We start from the raw sequence: 15,625 nt of genomic DNA, 5'->3' as shown, positions 1-15,625 counted from the left end.
TTGTCCGTGAGGATGGCTGATCGTGCGCGAACCTGTCCTCGTACCCCGCCTCCAGCCCTTCACGTCGACCATCTTCGCGGAGATGACGGCACTCGCCGTCCGCCACGAAGCCGTCAACCTCGGCCAGGGTTTCCCCGACACCGACGGCCCCGCCGGAATGCTCGACGCCGCCAAGAACGCGCTGTTCGGGGGCGCGAACCAGTATCCGCCGGGTCCGGGGCGGCCCGAGCTGCGCGCGGCGATCGCGCGGCATCGGCTCCGCTACGGCGTCGAGTACGACCGCGACACGGAGATCCTGGTCACCGCCGGTGCCACCGAGGCCATCGCGGCGTCGCTGATCGCGCTCACGCAGGCGGGTGACGAGGTGATCGTCATCGAGCCGTACTACGACTCGTACGCGGCCGCGGTCGCCATGGCCGGCGCGGAGCGGCGGGTCGTCGGCCTGGTGGAACGCGACGGCCGGTTCGCGCTGGACGTCGAGGGCCTGCGCGCCGCGGTGACCGGCCGGACCAGGGCGATCCTGATCAACTCGCCGCACAACCCGACCGGCACGGTGTTCACCCGCGCCGAGCTGGACGCCGTCGCCAAGCTTTGCGTGGAGCACGACCTCATCGCGATCACCGACGAGGTCTACGAGCATCTCGTGTTCGACGACGCCGAGCATCTCCCGCTGGCGACCTTCCCCGGCATGCGCGACCGCACCGTGTCGATCTCCAGCGCGGGCAAGACGTTCAACTGCACCGGCTGGAAGATCGGCTGGGTCTGCGCGAGCCCTGAGCTCGTCGCGGCCGTGAAGGCGGCGAAGCAGTTCATCACCTTCGTCTCGGGCGGCCCGTTCCAGCCCGCCGTCGCCCACGCGCTGGACCACGAACTGCCGTGGGCCGAGGAACTGCGCACGAGCCTCCAGGACAAGCGAGACCGGCTCGCGGCCGGCCTCGCGGACGCGGGGTTCGCGGTCCGGCCGACCGCCGGGACCTACTTCGTCTGCGTCGACGTCCGTCCGCTCGGCTTCGACGACGCCGCGGAGCTGGCTTGGGAGCTCCCCGAACGGGTGGGCGTGGCGGCCGTGCCCGTAAAGGTGTTCACCGATCACCCGGAAGAGTGGAAACACCTTCTGCGCTTCGCGTTCTGCAAACGCAACGAGGTCATCGACGAAGCCGTCACCCGGTTGCGCAAACTTCGGTGACCCGTCCGATGTTCACGCCCAGCCGCCTTTTTCGAGAGTCCGTCTGAGCCGGTCCAAACACCGTCTTCGAAGCCTGCCGACACTGGCCGGACTGAGGCCCAGTTCTTCCGCGATCTGGGCGTAGGACAGCTCCGGCCGGTGCGCGAGGAGCCGCGCCAGCCGTCGATGCGAATCCGGCAGGCGATCGACCGCCGCCCAGAGCGCGCGGTCCCGTTCGGCGCGGACGACCTCGGCCTCCGGGGTCGTCTCCGCGCCGGGCAGCGGACGCGGCGTTTCGCGCCTGTTCCTGGTGATCATCCGAAGCGCGCGACGCCGCGCCGTGGTGGTCAGCCAAGCCCCCAGCTTCGCTTCGTCGCGTAGCGCGCCTGGCACGCGAAGCAGTTCCAGCCACGCCTCCTGACAGATGTCCTTGGCGTCGGCTTCGCTCAGCCGGTAGGTCTTCAGCACCTTGAGCACCGCCGCCGACACCGCGTTCACGTCCCACATCCCGGACCTTCCCCTCCCGGCGGCTTGCGCCCGCCGCACCGATCACCGAACGCGATTTCGACGGCACACACCGCATCCGGGATCCGGAAAAGGTCAGGTCACCGAGGATTTGAGTAGTTCCACCCGTCCCCGGATGGCCGCCGGGCACATACCGAGAGTGATCAACTTCGGTACTCCAGGCACCGGAGCCGGTTGCGTCGTTCCGCCTAACGGGCTGGATCGACGGCGGCTGAGGTGAAACACTCCCCTCCGGTGCTAAAACTGGTGCAGCCCCGGGGGAACTGCGACCTGACCGGAAGAGACCCCAAGAAAGATCGAACTCACGCGGAAAACGTGGGTTTCAGGCGCGGACGGTGGTGATTGCTGTGAGTGGTGCGGCAGTCGTGCGCCGTCACGACCTCACCTCCCGCAAGACCGGCATGCGAATTCTTTTCGCGGGCGGGCTCGCGCTCACCGGCTGGCTCCTCGGCGCCGTTTTGAGCACCCCGGCTTCGGCCGAGGAACAACTTCCCGTGACGCCGGAGACCTCCGTGGTCCAGCCCGCGGACGAAACCGCATCCGGGAAAACGACTACTCCGAACGAGTCCACTTCGGACTCCACCACGACCGAGACCACGAAACCCGCCGAGCCCACCGAAACCTCGAATGAGCCCGCTCCCGTTCCGAGCGAAGAGCCCGAGGCCACTGTGGAGGAAGCGGCCGTTTCGAGCACGAGTTCCGTCGAGAAGACTTCTTCTCCGGAGCCGGAAACGAAGACCGCGAAGCCCCAGGCGTCCAACGGTTTGCTGGGCGGCCTCATCGGTGGCGTGCTGAACGTCGTCACGACGACGGTCGGCGGCGTCGTCGAGACCGTCGGCGGGGTCGTCGGTGTCGTCGACGGAATCGGCGACCAGGTCGTCTCGCCGATCATCACGCCGAATCCGTGCTGCGCCGGCGGCGCCCCGGTGATCCTGCCGGGCACCGGCGACATGCTCGACCCCGTCTTCGGCGGCGGCTCGGGCGAGTCGGCGAGCGGCTCGGTCACCATCGCCGTCCCGGCGAAGGCCGTCGTTCCGGCCACACCCGCCGCACCCGCCACGCCGGACCCGCGTCCGCTCGTCCCCGCCGAGACCCCCGTTCCGGTCGCGGCGAGCCAGCACCACCGCGTCACGCTGCCCGTCCAGGTCCAGCACGACGCCAAGCCCGCTCCGGCCGCGCCCGCCGAGTCCGACACGCACGCGTCCCCGGACGGCGGCGGTTCGGGCGGCGGCGGTGGCCTGCCGAGCGCCCCGGTGGCCCCGGTCGCGCCCACCACGACCGCCCAGCCGGGTCACGACAACACCGGCGGCGGCCGCGGGCCGCTCGCCGTGCTCGACTCCGGAATGCCCGCCACGCAGCTGAAGCTCATCGGAACCGGCTGCGACCACGAAGGCGAGCGCACCGGCCGGGAAGCCGCGCTTCCGGCCACCTCCCCCGACTGACCTGACCGGGTCGCCGGGGAGAACCACGTCCAAACCAAGATCAACTTCTGGTTTCGACGCCTGATGAATCCTCTGGCATAAGCCGCTTTCGCCTGCCCCTTTTCAGGCAACCCCAAAGTCTTTCCGAACGGCCGACCGCGCCCGGCCGGTTCGGATCCCGGCCCCGGCGCCGCGCTGCCCCTGCGGCGCCGGGACCAGCACCGGGTGGACTCCGGGGGCTTCTGCTCACCGCGCCGAGCAGGAGCCGGCCAAGCTCGAAGTCCGCCTGAACCGCGGGCGGTTCCCGGCACGTCGAGGGGCTGTGCCGGGTAACCGCCGCGGTGCCCGTCCCGAGGTTTCGGCCTCGGGGCGGGCCGGATAGCCGGTGCGCTGGTCGTGCGGCGCCGATGCCCTCCCTGGAGCATCGGCAGCCCCGCCGGCGCACCGGCTATTTCCGTTCCCGGCCCGCATTCAGAGGACGAAATGCGGGAATCAGGTGACCTGGACGGCGACCGGGGCGGCGACGGCGGGAGTCGCGGCCACCGAAGCGGCCGCCGCGCCGAGGCGGCGTACGGCCTCGAAGAGCGTCTCGGCCGGAAGCGCGTACGGCAGCCGCAGCCAGCGCTCCAGCCCGCCGTGGACACCGAACCGCGAGCCCGGCGCCACCTGCACCCCGTGTCCCGCCGCCGCGACGGCCAGCCGCGTGCTCATCGGCTCCGGCAGACGGCACCACAGCGAGAGCCCGCCGGGTGGGACGGTGAACGTCCAGTCCGGGCAGTACCAGTTGAGCGCCCCGGTCAGCGCGTCGCGCAGGGCCAGCGTCTCTTGGCGGCGGTGCGCCAGCGCGGCCCCGCCGTCGTCGAGGAGTTCCGCGAGAACGAGCTGCTCGAACACCGGCGACCCCAGGTCGACGGCGAACCGGGCGGCGATCAGCCTCCCGATGATGTCCTCGGACGCGCGGATCCAGCCGAGCCGCAGGCCGGCCCAGTGCGATTTCGACGCCGAGCCGATCGTGATGCCGAGATCGCCCAGGAACGCGCCCAGCGGCGGTGGTCCGTCCGCCGGATCGCCTTCGAGGTCCAGCTCGACCAGCGTCTCGTCGATGATCGCCGGCGTCCGGGTGCGGTTCAGTGCGGCCGCGAGCCGCTCCCGGCCGCCGGCGTCCATGCGCAGACCGGTCGGGTTCTGGAAGTCCGCGACGAAGTACGCGAGCCTCGGCGCGGACTGGCGCAGCGCGGCCTCGATGCCGACGACGTCCCATCCGGTGACCGGGTCCAACGGCACCGGAACCCCGATCGCGTGCGCGGCACCGATGGCTTCCAGCGAGTTGGGGTACGTCGGCTGCTCGACGAGCACCCGGTCGCCGGGCCCGGCCAGCATGCGCAGGATCTGCACGAACGCGTGATGCGCGCCGTTGGTGACCATCACCTGCTCGGCGTTGGTCGGCAGACCGCGCTCGGTGTAGCGACGGGCGATCCGCTCACGAAGGATCCGCAGGCCGCGCACCTGGTAGCCGTTCTCGCCGAGGTGGTCCACCAGCGCCTTCCGCGCGGCGTCCACGGCCGGGACCAGACCGGCGACGGCGGGCGGGCAGGCCTGGGCGAGGTCGATGAGGTCCTCGCCGGTCGGCAGGATCGCGCTCCGGCCGCGGCCGCCGGGCGCCGCGATCCACGAACCCGCCCCGCGACGGCTCGCGACCAGGCCGTCGGCGCGCAGTTTGTCCAGCGCGGCGCCGATCAGCGTGCGGCTGACGTCCAGCGCCTCGGCGAGCTCCCGCTCGGCGGGCAGTTTCGTGCCGAGCGGCAGCCTGCCGTCGAGCACCAGCAGCTCGACGGCGGCCGCCAGATCCGCGGCACCGTGTCGAGAACCACTCTGCCGCCAACTCCCCAGCAAGATGGCCAATTTTGGCCCCGAAACGCGTCCAGTCAGCGGGATCAGCGGTTCCATAAGGCCAATTGTTCCAGATTGGCCATGGTCAAGGCAGCCACTTACCCCTGATGGTGCACTCGTGGCACTCAAACTCGACCTCAAACCTGTCGGCATCTCGCAGGACACCACCCGCCGTTCGCTCCAGCTCGTCGGCGGGCTCGCCCTCTACGGCGGCAGCATGGCCATGCTGACCAGGTCGGGACTCGGCCTCGACCCGTGGGACGTGCTCCACGAAGGCCTGATGAAGATCACCGGTCTCTCGTTCGGCACGGTCACCGCGATCGCGTCGGTCCTCGTTCTCCTGCTGTGGATCCCGCTGCGGCAGCGGCCCGGGATCGGGACCGCGGCCAACGTCGTGGTCATCTCGCTCACCGTCGACCTCGTGCGGCTCTTCCTGCCGGACCAGGACGTGCTCGGCTGGCAGATCTTCAACCTCGTCGCCGGGGTCGTGCTCAACGGTCTCGCCGCCGCGATCTACGTCGGTGCGCGGCTCGGCCCCGGCCCCCGCGACGGGCTGATGACCGGCCTCGCGGCCCGGACGGGCAAGTCGATCCGCCTCGTCCGGACCCTCATCGAGATCACCGTCCTGGCCGCGGGCTGGCTGCTCGGCGGCACCGTCGGCGTCGGCACGGTCCTGTACGCGCTCGCCATCGGCCCGCTGACCCAGGCGTTCCTGCCGTACGTCGTGTGGCGGGAGCGCGCCCACCCGTGATCGAAGGCGTAACTCGCGTGATCAGAGACGCAACTCGCGAGATCCGCCTTCAATCACGCGAGTTACGCCTCTGATCACGCGTGTGCGGGTTTGGTCAGCTGGCCTCTCGTTGCTCAAGGAGGCGACGGACGGCGAGGTAGTCGATGCCCCGCTGCGCGAGCACGTCGGCGGCCACGCCGGGAACGGCCGTCAGCGCGAGCAGGAGGTGCTCCCCTTCGATGCGCTTGCTGCCGACGTCGATGGCTTCGCGAAGGCTCTTCTCCAGCACCTTCTTCGCCTCCGGCGTGAACGGACGATGTCCGCGTCCGGCGCGCTGCCCGCCGGTCAGCGCGCCCGGGCCGTGGGTCTGTTCGACCCGCTCGACGATGTGCTCGACGTCGATGCCGAACCCGCTCAGCGCCTCGACATCGGCGTCGCTCATCCCGCCCCGGCGGCGGACGCGCCGGAGGTCGTCGGCCAGTTCGTCCGCCGGGCAGCCCAGCGCGGTCAGCACGCCGGTGCCCCGGGAGAGCGACGTCAGCAGGTGCAGCGGGTCGACGTTCGCGGACGCCTCGTCCGACGCCACCCGCTGGGCGCCGACGACGACCTCGCGAAGTTCGGGCGTGAACCGTTCGAACATCAATGCCTCCCGTACTTCTTGTGCACCGCTTGCCTGCTGACCCCCAGCTCGGCCGCGATCTCCTGCCAGGACCAGCCGTGCACCCGCGCGCTGCGGACCTGCACGGCCTCGAGTTGTTCCAACAGCCGGCGCAAGGCGGCGACGGCGCGCAATCCCACCCGGGGATCGCGGTCGCCGGCTCGCGCGGCCAGATCTGTCGCTTCGGTCATGACGTCAACCTACGTTGACATCCCGCCCGCGTCAACCTCGGTTGACAGTTAGGGTCGGGGACATGGTCGAAATCGCAGTGGCGGAAAGGGACGGAGTAGGCGCGGACGGATCGACGCGCCCGACCGAAGACCACGTCGCCGTCCTCGGCAACGCCGTGGTGGTGCTCGACGGGGCGACGGCGCCGAGGCCGGATCTGCCGTCCGGAGGCTGGTACGCGAGCCTGCTCGTGCACAGCCTGTCGCGGGCGCTGACCGCCGAACCCCAAGCCGATCTCGCGGTGCTGCTGGCCGAGTCGATCGCCGACGTCGCCCGCCGCGAGGGCCTCGAACCGGGACGTTCACCGTCGAGCACGGTCGCGATCGCGCGCTGGACGGACGACACCGTCGACGGGCTGGTGCTCGCCGACAGCCCCATCGTCGCCTTCGGTCCCTCCGGCGCGGACCCGCTCACCGACGACAGGCTCGTCTCGCTGCGCAGAAGCGGTCAGCTCCGCACAGGCGCCGACGTCCGCGCGAAACGCAACGCGCCGGACGGCTTCTGGGTCGCCGAAGCGGAACCCACGGCCGCCGCCGAGGCCGTCCGCCGCAGCTGGCCGCGTTCGGAGGTCGACGCCCTGCTCCTCGCCACCGACGGTGTCGCGATCGGCGTCGACGAGTACGGCCTGTTCGACTGGCCGGAGGTGCTCGCGATCAGCCGGGAGCGTGGCCCCGACGCCGTCCTCGACGCGGTGCGCACGGCGGAGAAACAGGACCCCGACGGCGAGCGCTGGCCCCGCGCGAAAAGGCACGATGACCAGCTACTGGTACTCGTCGACTTCGGGGTAGCCCCAGGGTAAAACCGGGGGCTTCCCGGATCGGAAATCCGCGCCCGCGCGAGCACGCTGGACGCATGACGTTGCCTGGGGAGAGATCGCGGACGAGACCGTGGCTGATCGCGTCGGGCGCGGCCATCGGCTGGGCACTGTTCACCATGGTCGTGCTCCACCTGATCAGCTCACGGGATCCGGTGTTCGACACGCTCTCCAGCTACGCCTACGTCGACCGCGGCACCGGCATGCTCGGCGCCAGCGTGCTCTCCCTGTCCATCGGCTCGCTCACCGCGCTCGGCGCGCTGGCCGCGGCCGGGATCCCGCTCAGCCGCACCACGAAACTGCTGTTCGTGCTGTGGTCGCTGGGGCTGGCGGCGGCCGCGATCTTCCCGGCGAGCTACCCCGAGTTCCCCGATCCGGTCAGCGGCGAGATCCACCTGTACGCGTGCCTCATCGCGTTCCTCAGCCTGCCCGCCGCCGGCTTCACCCTGCGCGACAACCTGCGCGGCACCCCGGCGGCCAGGCTCGTCGGGCGCCTGGCCTGGGGCAGCGCGGCCGGTCTCGTCGTCTTCGGGCTCAGCTTCATCTTCGTGCGCCTGTCCGACATCCCGTTCTTCAAGACGCTGACCGACATCGCGCCGGTCGGGGTCATGCAGCGGGTTTCCTTGGTGGCACACGTGATCCTGATCGCCGGGATGCTGAAGGTCGCGTCAGCGGCGCACCGCGTCGGCGAATTCGGGGGCGTAGCCGTAGAGACCGGGCAGCCCGCCCGTGTGCAGGAAGACGACGTGCTCGTCGGGCGCGAAATGGCCTTCGGCGGCCCAGCGGACCAGCGCGGCGCCCACTTTGCCGGTGTACACGGGATCGAGCGCGATTCCTTCCGTGCGGCCGAAAAGCCGCACCGCGTCCCACGTCTCGCCGGTCGGGATCCCGTAGCCGGGGCCGATCGTGCGGTCGTCGATGCGCAACCCGTCGAGTGACGGCGGCTCGGTGCCGAGCAGCGCGGAGGCGGCGATGGTGAGATCGGCCAGGTTGTCGAGGGCTTCGTCGACCGGATGGCTGACGCAGGCGATGTCCAGCGTCAGCCGGTCGAGGTCCGCCGCGCCGACGACGAGCCCCGCGGAGGTCCCGCCGCTGGCGTGCGGGGCGACCAGCCTCGCCTTGGTGATCCCCAGCTCGGAGAGCTGGCCGCCGATCTCGCGCGCGGCCGCGACGTAGCCGAGCGCCCCGACACCGTCGGAGCCGCCCACCGGGAACGTCGCCACCTGGCGCCCCTCGGCCGCGGCCTCGGTGATCAGCCGGTCGTAGGTCTTCCCGGTCTCCTCGCCGTCGCGGCAAATGTGCACGTTCGCGCCGAAGAGATGGTCGAGGGAGACGTTGCCGGACCGTTCGTACGCTTCACCGTCGCGCGGGACCTTCGCCGTCAGCACGAGCTCGCATCGCAGCCCGAGCTTCGCGCAGGCGGCGGCGGTCTGGCGGCCGTGGTTGGTCTGCAGCGCGCCGAAGGTGATCACCGTGTCGGCGCCGTTCTCGATCGCCGCGCCGAGCAGGAACTCGAGTTTGCGGAGCTTGTTGCCGCCCACCCCGAGCGGATGCACGTCGTCCCGTTTGAGCAGCAGCTTCGGCAGGCCGAGGGCCTCGCCCAGCCGGGGTGCGGGATGCAGCGGCGTCGGGTAGCCGCCGAGGTCGACGCGGGGGAAGCGATCGAGATTCATGAACTTCACGTAACCACACCGAGGCTACTCGGTGGTATCGTTCGTTTGAACGAACGAGAACCTGCAGGGGGAGCCCATGACCACCTCGAAGACGGACCTCGCGTTCACCGGCCTCGCCGAACAGGCCTCGATGCTCGCCAGCGGCGCGGTCACTTCCGTCGAACTCACCCGGCAAGCGCTCGAAAAGGCCGAAGCCAGCCAGCCCGTTCTCAACGCTTTCAAGTGCCTTCGCGCCGAAGAAGCCCTTCGCGAGGCCGAGGAGGCCGACCGGCGGCTGGCCGGCGGCGAATCCGCTCCCCTGCTCGGCGTCCCGACCGCGATCAAGGACGACCTCGACGTCACCGGGCTGCCGACGGCGTTCGGCTGCGAGGGCGATTTCTCCGTCGCGACAACGGATTCCCCGCCGGTCGCCGCGCTCCGCGAGGCGGGCGCGGTGCTCATCGGCAAGACCAACACCCCGGAACTCGGCCAATGGCCGTTCACCGAAGGCCCCGCGTTCGGCGCGACCCGCAATCCGTGGGACACCGAGCGCACCCCGGGCGGTTCCTCGGGCGGCGCGGCGGCGGCCATCGCGTCGGGGGTGATCGCCGCCGCGCTGGGTTCCGACGGAGCCGGGTCGATCCGGATCCCGGCCGCGTGGACCGATCTCGTCGGGATCAAACCGCAGCGCGGCCGCGTCCCGACCGGACGCGAACTCTTCCACGGCCTGACCGTGGTCGGTCCGCTCGCGCGCACCGTCGCCGACGCGGCCCTCCTGCTCGACGTCGCCGCCGGCACCGGCACCGCGTTCCAGGCGGCCGCCCGCCGCGAGCCGGGCCGTATGCGGATCGGGCTGTCCACGCGGATCCCTTTCACCGCGACGAAAACGAAGCTCGACCCGCAGGCGCACGCGGCCGTCGTCCGGCTCGCGGAGCGGTTCGCCGAACTGGGCCACGAGATCGTCGAGATCGAACCCGACTACCGGCTGATCGGCCTCACCTTCCTGCCGCGTTCCCTCGTCGGCGTGCGTGACTGGTCCCGCCGCGTCCCGGACCAGGCGCGGCTCGATCCGCGCACGCGTGCCAACGCGCGGCAGGGTTCGGCACTGGCCGGTCCGGCGCTGCGGCTCGCCCGCGCCACGGAACCGTTGCTGCAACGGCAGATCGGCTCGGTGTTCGGCCGGGTGGACGTCGTGCTCACGCCCACCACCGCCACGCCGCCACCGCGGATCGGCACCTTCGACAAGCTCTCCGGCTGGCAGACCGACCAGGCCATGATCGCCGCGTGCCCCTACGCTTGGCCGTGGAACGTGCTGGGCTGGCCGGGGGTCAACGTCCCGGCCGGGCTGAGCCCGGAAGGCCTGCCGCTCGGCGGTCAGCTGCTCGGCCCCTCGCACGCCGAGGAGCGGCTCATCTCGCTGGCCGCGCAACTGGAAGAGGTCGAACGGTGGCAGGACCGCAAACCCGAGACCGTTTGGTGAACACCCGCGAGGCCATCCTCCACGCCGCCCTCAAGGTGGTCGGGGAACAGGGGGTCGGCGGGCTGACCAACCGCCGGATCGCGACCGCGGCCGGCGTCTCGCTCGGCACGCTGACCTACCACTTCCCCAGCCAGACCGCCTTGCTGCGCGAGGCGATGCTGCTGTTCGTCGAAGAAGAGACCACGAAGCTGACCGGATTCGTCGACGCGTACCGCGAGCAGGGCTTGAGTGTCGAGCAGGCCGCGTCGGTGGTCGAGCAGGTCATCGCGCAGCTGCCGTTCGGCACCGACGAACTCGGCGCGCACGAGCTGTACCTGCAGGCCGCGCGCGACCCCGGACTCCAGGACGCGGCCGCCCGCTGTTTCGCCGCGTACGACGAACTCGCGCTGGTGATCCTGAAAACGCTCGGCGTGCCGTCCCCGGACCGGCTGACCGGTCCGGTGGTCGCGCTGATCGCCGGCCTGCAGTTGCGCAGGCTGGCCACGGGCGACGACGGCGTCGGGGTGGCCCAATCGCTGATGATGCTCGTCCGCGGCGCGTCATGACCGGTCCGCCGATCGTCAAGGGGACGGCGGCGTGGAAGTACTTCGGCGACTTCCGGGCCGGATTGCTGGCGGGCCAGGTGCTGGTGCTGCAGGTCGCGCATCCGGTCGTCGCGGCCGGGGTGCGGGATCATTCCGACTACATCGAGGATCCGTGGACCCGGCTGATGCGCACGGCCGCGTCGCTGTCCATCTACATCTACGGCGGCCCGGAGGGCGCGCGCTACGAGGCCGACCGGCTGCGGGCGCTGCACCGGTCGTTCACCGGCATCGACGACGGCCGCCGCTACAGCGCGCTGAACCCGCCCGCGTACGCCTGGGTGCACGCCACGCTCGTCATGGTTCCCGTTGACACACAACGGTTCTACGGTACGCCGATGACTCCGTCCGAATTGGACGAATACTACGCGCAGATGTGCGACGTCGGACGGCTTCTCGGTCTGCGCGAGCAAGACCTGCCGCCGACCTGGCCGGAATTCGAGCGGTACTACGCGGACATGATCGACGGATTCGGCCCGAACGAGACGATTTCGACATTGTTCGAAACGATCCGGACGGTGAAGAAACCCTGGCGGTGGCTGCCCGACAAACGATGGGTCCGGCTTCAGCGGTGGCAGCATCGGGGACAGATGTTCGTCATCCGCGCCACGTTGCCGCCCGCCCTGCGAGACCGGCTCGGTCTACAGTGGACCGCCCGTGACCAGTGCCGATTCGACCGATTCCGACGGGCGGTGCGGCTCTTCGGCGGCCTGGTGCCGGTGACGTTGCGGTCTTCGCTCGTGCGGCGGATCGGCAGGCTCAACGTCTGGTTCCGGGCGCATCCACGCGCGTATCGTTTCCTCGGGGGCTGACCCCAACCGGAGTAAGGGACGCCGTCCCCTTTACGGGGGACCCCGATTCACCCGGCGCTGTGACGCTTTCCCGGGCCGTCGTCGTTAACTTCGGCCGGGATGGGGAATTCACCGAGGGGGCGGCGCACGGCGCCGATGGTCATCGCCCGCGTACTCGTGCTCTGCGCGCTGGCGTCCGTTCTGCTGTCCGGCACCGCGCGGGCGGACGGCGTGTCGAGCGGCGCGGACGTCCAGGTGGCGCAGACGCTCGGCACGCGGGATCTCACGGTCATCCTGCGGCGGATGGACATCGCGCCCGGCCCGCTGCATGTCGACGTCGTCACGCACACCGGAAGCGCGCCGGGAACGCTGAAACTGCGCGCGTCGGCCGCTGGAACCACGTTTTCCGAAACGACGGTGCATTTGGACGGGAAACCCGGTGCTCATGCGGCACAGCTGCGCGTCGATCAGCCCGGCCCTTGGGAACTCGGCCTCGACGACGGGACGGACACCGCGTCGATCCCGTTCATCGTCCCGGCCAGGGTCATCCCTCCGTGGGAGAAGGCCACCTTCGGCGGTTTCGTCGCCGCGGGCGTGTTCCTGGTGCTCGGCCTCGTCGTCGCGATGCGCGTCCGGCGGCCGCAGCTCGCGCTGATCCCGGCGGGCGGGATGGTCGCCGCGCTCGCCGTCGCGGTCACCGGCGCGATGCTGTCGGCGTCCACTCCGCCGCCGCCCGCCCCCGGCGCGGCACTGGATCCGACGATCGACAACGTCCAAGACCCGTACGCGAACGCGCAGATGTCCACAGTGGACTTCTCACGGCCGCCGGTGAATCTGGCCGTGAATTCGCCGAACGCGCGCGCGGGATCGCTCGCGCAGGTGCGCCTCGCCCTCGCCGACGGCGCGACCGGCCGCCCGGTCGACGATCTTCTGGTGCACGACAACGCTTTGATCCACCTCGTCGTCATTTCGCCGACGGGCAGGCTCTGGCATCTGCATCCCGTCCGCGTCGGCCCCGGTGACTACCGCGTGAAGTTCACTCCGCCCGAGGCCGGGATCTATGCCGTCGCCGCAGAACTCGCCCGGCGAGGCGGCGGTGTGCAACTGGTCCGCAGCACGATGAATGTCGCGGCCGGAACGGGCTCCCCTGTGGAGCCAGTCCCCGCCGGAGCAGGAAAGCGGGTCGTCCAAGGGAATCCGGTCGACGTCGAGGTGCGGCCGGGTACACCGACCACGATCACCGCGCGCTTCGGCAAGGCCGATCTCCAGCCCTGGCTGGGCATGCTCGGCCATCTCATCGTCGTCGGCCCGATCACCGGCGACCACCGGGTCGGCGCGGATGCCGCTGCCGCGCCGACCTGGGCCCACGTGCACTCGATGATCCCGCAATCGCCGGGCATGCCGGACAAACCCGATGAAACGGTCGCCGCGTACGGGCCCGACGTCCCGTTCACCTACACCTTCGCCGCACCCGGCAAGTACCGCGTCTGGCTCCAGGCCGAACGCGACTACACGGTGCTGACCGTGCCCATGGAGATCGAGGTCCCGGCGGAAGGGGCACCGCAGTGAGTTCCACAGTGGACAGACGAAGGCCGGTTCTGCTGATCTCCATGGTCGCCGTGCTCGCGGTGGCGATCGTGGCGTGGCTGGTGTGGCCGAGCAGCGGCGGGGCGCAGGTGCAGCGCTCGACGCAGGGCCCGTACACGGTGCAGCTTTCGGTCGAAGATCCGCACCAGGGCGGCAATGTCTTCGCGCTGACCGTCACCGGTGCCACGCCGGACGTCGTCACGCTCGAACCCGTGATGCCGCAGATGGGGCACGCGCTCGCCCCGTCGCCCGCGATCGCGGAGGGACCGGGCCGGTTCCGCACCGGCGACGTCCTGCTGCCGATGTCGGGGCAATGGGAGATCACCGTTTCACTGCGCGGGCCGTCCGGCGCCACGCAGCACGTTTTTCCTTTGCTGGTCAAGTAAGAGAGGGAGGTCGGGGGTATGGATCTCACCGCGGGAGGGGCGAGGGCCGTCCCGGTGGCGCGCAGTGAACGCACCGGTCTCGTACCGGCGGGCACGGTGCTGGCCGGATCGGTGATCTCGCTGGTCGGGCTGACCTGGGACATCCAGTGGCACGGCGACGTCGGCCCGGACACGTTCTTCACGATGCCGCATCTGTTCCTGTACTCGGGCAGCGCGATCTCCGGGCTCGCGAGCCTCGTGGTCGTGCTGATGACGACGGCCGCGCGCCGGGCGGGACGGCCGGTCGACGCGCGGGTCGGCGGCCGGGCGATCAACGTCTTCGGCAAGGTCTTCGCCGCACCGGCGGGCTACCTGGTGACCGGGACGGGCGCGGCGATGTTCCTGCTGTACGGACTGTGGGATCAGTGGTGGCACGGCCTGTACGGCTTCGACGCGGTGATCGACTCGCCGCCGCATATCGGGCTGCTGCTGTCGATCACGCTGAGCATCATCGGCACGGTCATGGTGTTCGCGGCCGCGCGGGAACACCGCTGGGGCACCGTCGGCGTGGTCTGCAGCCTCGGCGTGCTGATCGCGTTCAGCACGGTGACCGTGCTGGGGCTGCAGCAGATCGACGTCGACGGGCTCGACGTCGTCTCCGTCGGCATCGCGCTGCTTTCGGTGCTGCTGGTCTCGGCGGGCGCCGGGTTCTGGGGAAGGCCGGGCGGAGCGGTCCGGGTCGCCGCGGCGCTGGCGGTCATCCAGGCGATCACCTGGTGGTTCTCGCCGTGGGCCGCCGAGGCCTACGCGAGCGCGGTCGGCCTGCCGATGCGCGACTACATCGACGGCGTCCCCGCGATGCCGTCGATGATGCCGATGGCGCTGCTGCCGATCGCGGCCGTGCTCGAAGCGGTGTACCTGCTCTCACGCCGCTGGCCGGCAGGCCGGGTTTCGGTGCTGGCAGGCGTGATCGGCGGGCTGCTGGTCGGCGCGAGCATGCCGATCCAGAACGCGATCGTCTACGGCTCCGACCGGATGCCCTGGGCGGTCGTGTTCGCCACCGGCGCCGCCGGCGCGGTGGTCGGGCTGCTCGGCGGCTTCGCCGGGTGGCGGTTCGGCGGGATGCTGAGGCTGCTGGCCCCGGCGAAGGGGGAGAACGCGCATGCGTAAGACATTGCTGGCCTTGGCGGCGGCGATCGGGTTGCTGTTCGCGACCACGCCCGCGGCGAACGCCTACGAACCGGTGAACATCGTCCACACCGAACGGGTTCAGGTCGGGCCGTACGGGATGACCGTCGGTTTCAGCACGTGGCCGTTGCGCGCCATGCAATCGCTGGACTTCACGTTCATCCCGGACGACGGGATCGCCGGGAAGTCGGGGACGCTCGCGTTCCTCAATCCGGAGACCGGGCGGCTGGGCCGTCCCCAGCCGCTGGCGAAGCATCCGCGGAAACTGGAGGTGTGGGGACTGGACATCCGGGCCCTGCAGACACAGGGCTCGTGGACGTTCCGGTTCGAGATCGACGGGCCCGCGGGCAAGGGCGCGGGAGAACTCCGTGATCTGGCGGTGCTCGAACAGCCGGGGCCGCCGATGGCGGTGAGCTGGTCGATCAGCCTGATCCCGCTGATCGTCCTCGCCGTCCTGATCGCCGTCGCGTGGCGGCGGACGAAATCCCGGCTACGGGGGAACGGGCTTCCCGCGACGGTGTGACTCGAAGTGACCGAAGATCGGATGGCT

16 protein-coding genes and 1 pseudogene are annotated in these 15,625 nt (G+C 70.6%); 12 read left to right on the top strand and 5 right to left on the bottom strand.

The window, feature by feature from the left end:
- Nucleotides 1-22 precede the first annotated feature (22 nt).
- A complete protein-coding gene (locus DMC61_RS04295) occupies nt 23-1,186 on the top strand; it encodes a pyridoxal phosphate-dependent aminotransferase (RefSeq protein ID WP_125686927.1) in 1,164 nt (387 codons plus the stop codon).
- A gap of 12 nt (nt 1,187-1,198) precedes the next feature.
- Here the strand turns inward: DMC61_RS04295 and DMC61_RS04290 are convergent, their stop codons facing one another.
- Complete coding sequence (locus DMC61_RS04290) at nt 1,199-1,672, bottom strand: RNA polymerase sigma factor (RefSeq protein WP_125686925.1); 474 nt, start codon at nt 1,670-1,672, stop codon at nt 1,199-1,201.
- A gap of 365 nt (nt 1,673-2,037) precedes the next feature.
- Between DMC61_RS04290 and DMC61_RS04285 the strand changes: the two genes are divergently transcribed.
- Nucleotides 2,038-3,132, top strand: coding sequence for a hypothetical protein (locus tag DMC61_RS04285; protein ID WP_233594689.1), 1,095 nt, complete (start codon nt 2,038-2,040; stop codon nt 3,130-3,132).
- A gap of 471 nt (nt 3,133-3,603) precedes the next feature.
- Here DMC61_RS04285 and DMC61_RS04280 read toward each other — a convergent pair whose 3' ends face one another.
- Complete coding sequence (locus DMC61_RS04280) at nt 3,604-5,058, bottom strand: PLP-dependent aminotransferase family protein (protein WP_125686923.1); 1,455 nt, start codon at nt 5,056-5,058, stop codon at nt 3,604-3,606.
- A gap of 61 nt (nt 5,059-5,119) precedes the next feature.
- Here DMC61_RS04280 and DMC61_RS04275 point away from each other — a divergent pair, with 61 nt between their 5' ends.
- Nucleotides 5,120-5,752, top strand: coding sequence for a YitT family protein (locus tag DMC61_RS04275; protein WP_125686921.1), 633 nt, complete (start codon nt 5,120-5,122; stop codon nt 5,750-5,752).
- 94 nt (nt 5,753-5,846) lie between these two features.
- Here DMC61_RS04275 and DMC61_RS04270 read toward each other — a convergent pair whose 3' ends face one another.
- Nucleotides 5,847-6,371 carry a Clp protease N-terminal domain-containing protein gene (locus DMC61_RS04270; protein WP_016330877.1) on the bottom strand — a complete coding sequence of 175 codons (525 nt, stop codon included), beginning with the start codon at nt 6,369-6,371 and terminating at the stop codon, nt 5,847-5,849.
- A complete protein-coding gene (locus tag DMC61_RS04265) occupies nt 6,371-6,580 on the bottom strand; it encodes a sigma factor-like helix-turn-helix DNA-binding protein (RefSeq protein ID WP_004559389.1) in 210 nt (69 codons plus the stop codon). Before DMC61_RS04265 ends, DMC61_RS04270 begins: the two co-directional genes overlap by 1 nt.
- 62 nt (nt 6,581-6,642) lie before the next feature.
- Between DMC61_RS04265 and DMC61_RS04260 the strand changes: the two genes are divergently transcribed.
- Both DMC61_RS04260 and DMC61_RS04255 read left to right on the top strand, forming a co-directional pair.
- Entirely contained in the window at nt 6,643-7,416 is a 774-nt protein-coding gene (locus DMC61_RS04260; RefSeq protein WP_125686919.1) for a protein phosphatase 2C domain-containing protein, read from the top strand.
- 53 nt (nt 7,417-7,469) lie between these two features.
- Nucleotides 7,470-8,021: pseudogene (locus DMC61_RS04255) on the top strand (DUF998 domain-containing protein); the annotation flags it as partial.
- 78 nt (nt 8,022-8,099) lie between these two features.
- Here the strand turns inward: DMC61_RS04255 and DMC61_RS04250 are convergent.
- Nucleotides 8,100-9,104, bottom strand: a complete 1,005-nt coding sequence (locus DMC61_RS04250) for a D-cysteine desulfhydrase family protein (protein WP_125686917.1) — start codon at nt 9,102-9,104, stop codon at nt 8,100-8,102.
- Between the two features lie 76 nt (nt 9,105-9,180).
- On the opposite strand from DMC61_RS04250, the gene DMC61_RS04245 reads away from it, so the two are divergent.
- The 7 genes from DMC61_RS04245 (at nt 9,181) to DMC61_RS04215 (ending at nt 15,598) form a co-directional block, all read left to right on the top strand.
- Complete coding sequence (locus DMC61_RS04245) at nt 9,181-10,563, top strand: amidase (protein WP_125686915.1); 1,383 nt, start codon at nt 9,181-9,183, stop codon at nt 10,561-10,563.
- A complete protein-coding gene (locus DMC61_RS04240) occupies nt 10,560-11,108 on the top strand; it encodes a TetR/AcrR family transcriptional regulator (RefSeq protein WP_199749881.1) in 549 nt (182 codons plus the stop codon). Before DMC61_RS04245 ends, DMC61_RS04240 begins: the two co-directional genes overlap by 4 nt.
- Nucleotides 11,105-11,956, top strand: a complete 852-nt coding sequence (locus DMC61_RS04235) for an oxygenase MpaB family protein (protein ID WP_125686911.1) — start codon at nt 11,105-11,107, stop codon at nt 11,954-11,956. Before DMC61_RS04240 ends, DMC61_RS04235 begins: the two co-directional genes overlap by 4 nt.
- A gap of 99 nt (nt 11,957-12,055) precedes the next feature.
- Nucleotides 12,056-13,504 (top strand): hypothetical protein, encoded by a 1,449-nt coding sequence (locus DMC61_RS04230; protein WP_370456383.1) that lies wholly within the window; start codon nt 12,056-12,058, stop codon nt 13,502-13,504.
- A gap of 41 nt (nt 13,505-13,545) precedes the next feature.
- Entirely contained in the window at nt 13,546-13,908 is a 363-nt protein-coding gene (locus DMC61_RS04225; protein WP_199749898.1) for a FixH family protein, read from the top strand.
- An 18-nt stretch (nt 13,909-13,926) separates the two neighbouring features.
- On the top strand, nt 13,927-15,057 hold the full coding sequence (locus DMC61_RS04220) for a hypothetical protein (RefSeq protein WP_125686907.1): 1,131 nt from the start codon (nt 13,927-13,929) through the stop codon (nt 15,055-15,057).
- Nucleotides 15,050-15,598 (top strand): hypothetical protein, encoded by a 549-nt coding sequence (locus tag DMC61_RS04215; RefSeq protein ID WP_037333098.1) that lies wholly within the window; start codon nt 15,050-15,052, stop codon nt 15,596-15,598. The genes DMC61_RS04220 and DMC61_RS04215 overlap by 8 nt, the downstream gene beginning before the upstream one ends.
- The last annotated feature ends 27 nt before the right edge of the window (nt 15,599-15,625 follow it).

Source organism: Amycolatopsis sp. WAC 04169 (assembly GCF_003947535.1).
Classification (GTDB): domain Bacteria; phylum Actinomycetota; class Actinomycetes; order Mycobacteriales; family Pseudonocardiaceae; genus Amycolatopsis; species Amycolatopsis keratiniphila.
Note: the sequence above shows the minus strand (reverse complement) of the source record. Positions and strands in the feature narration are given on the sequence as shown.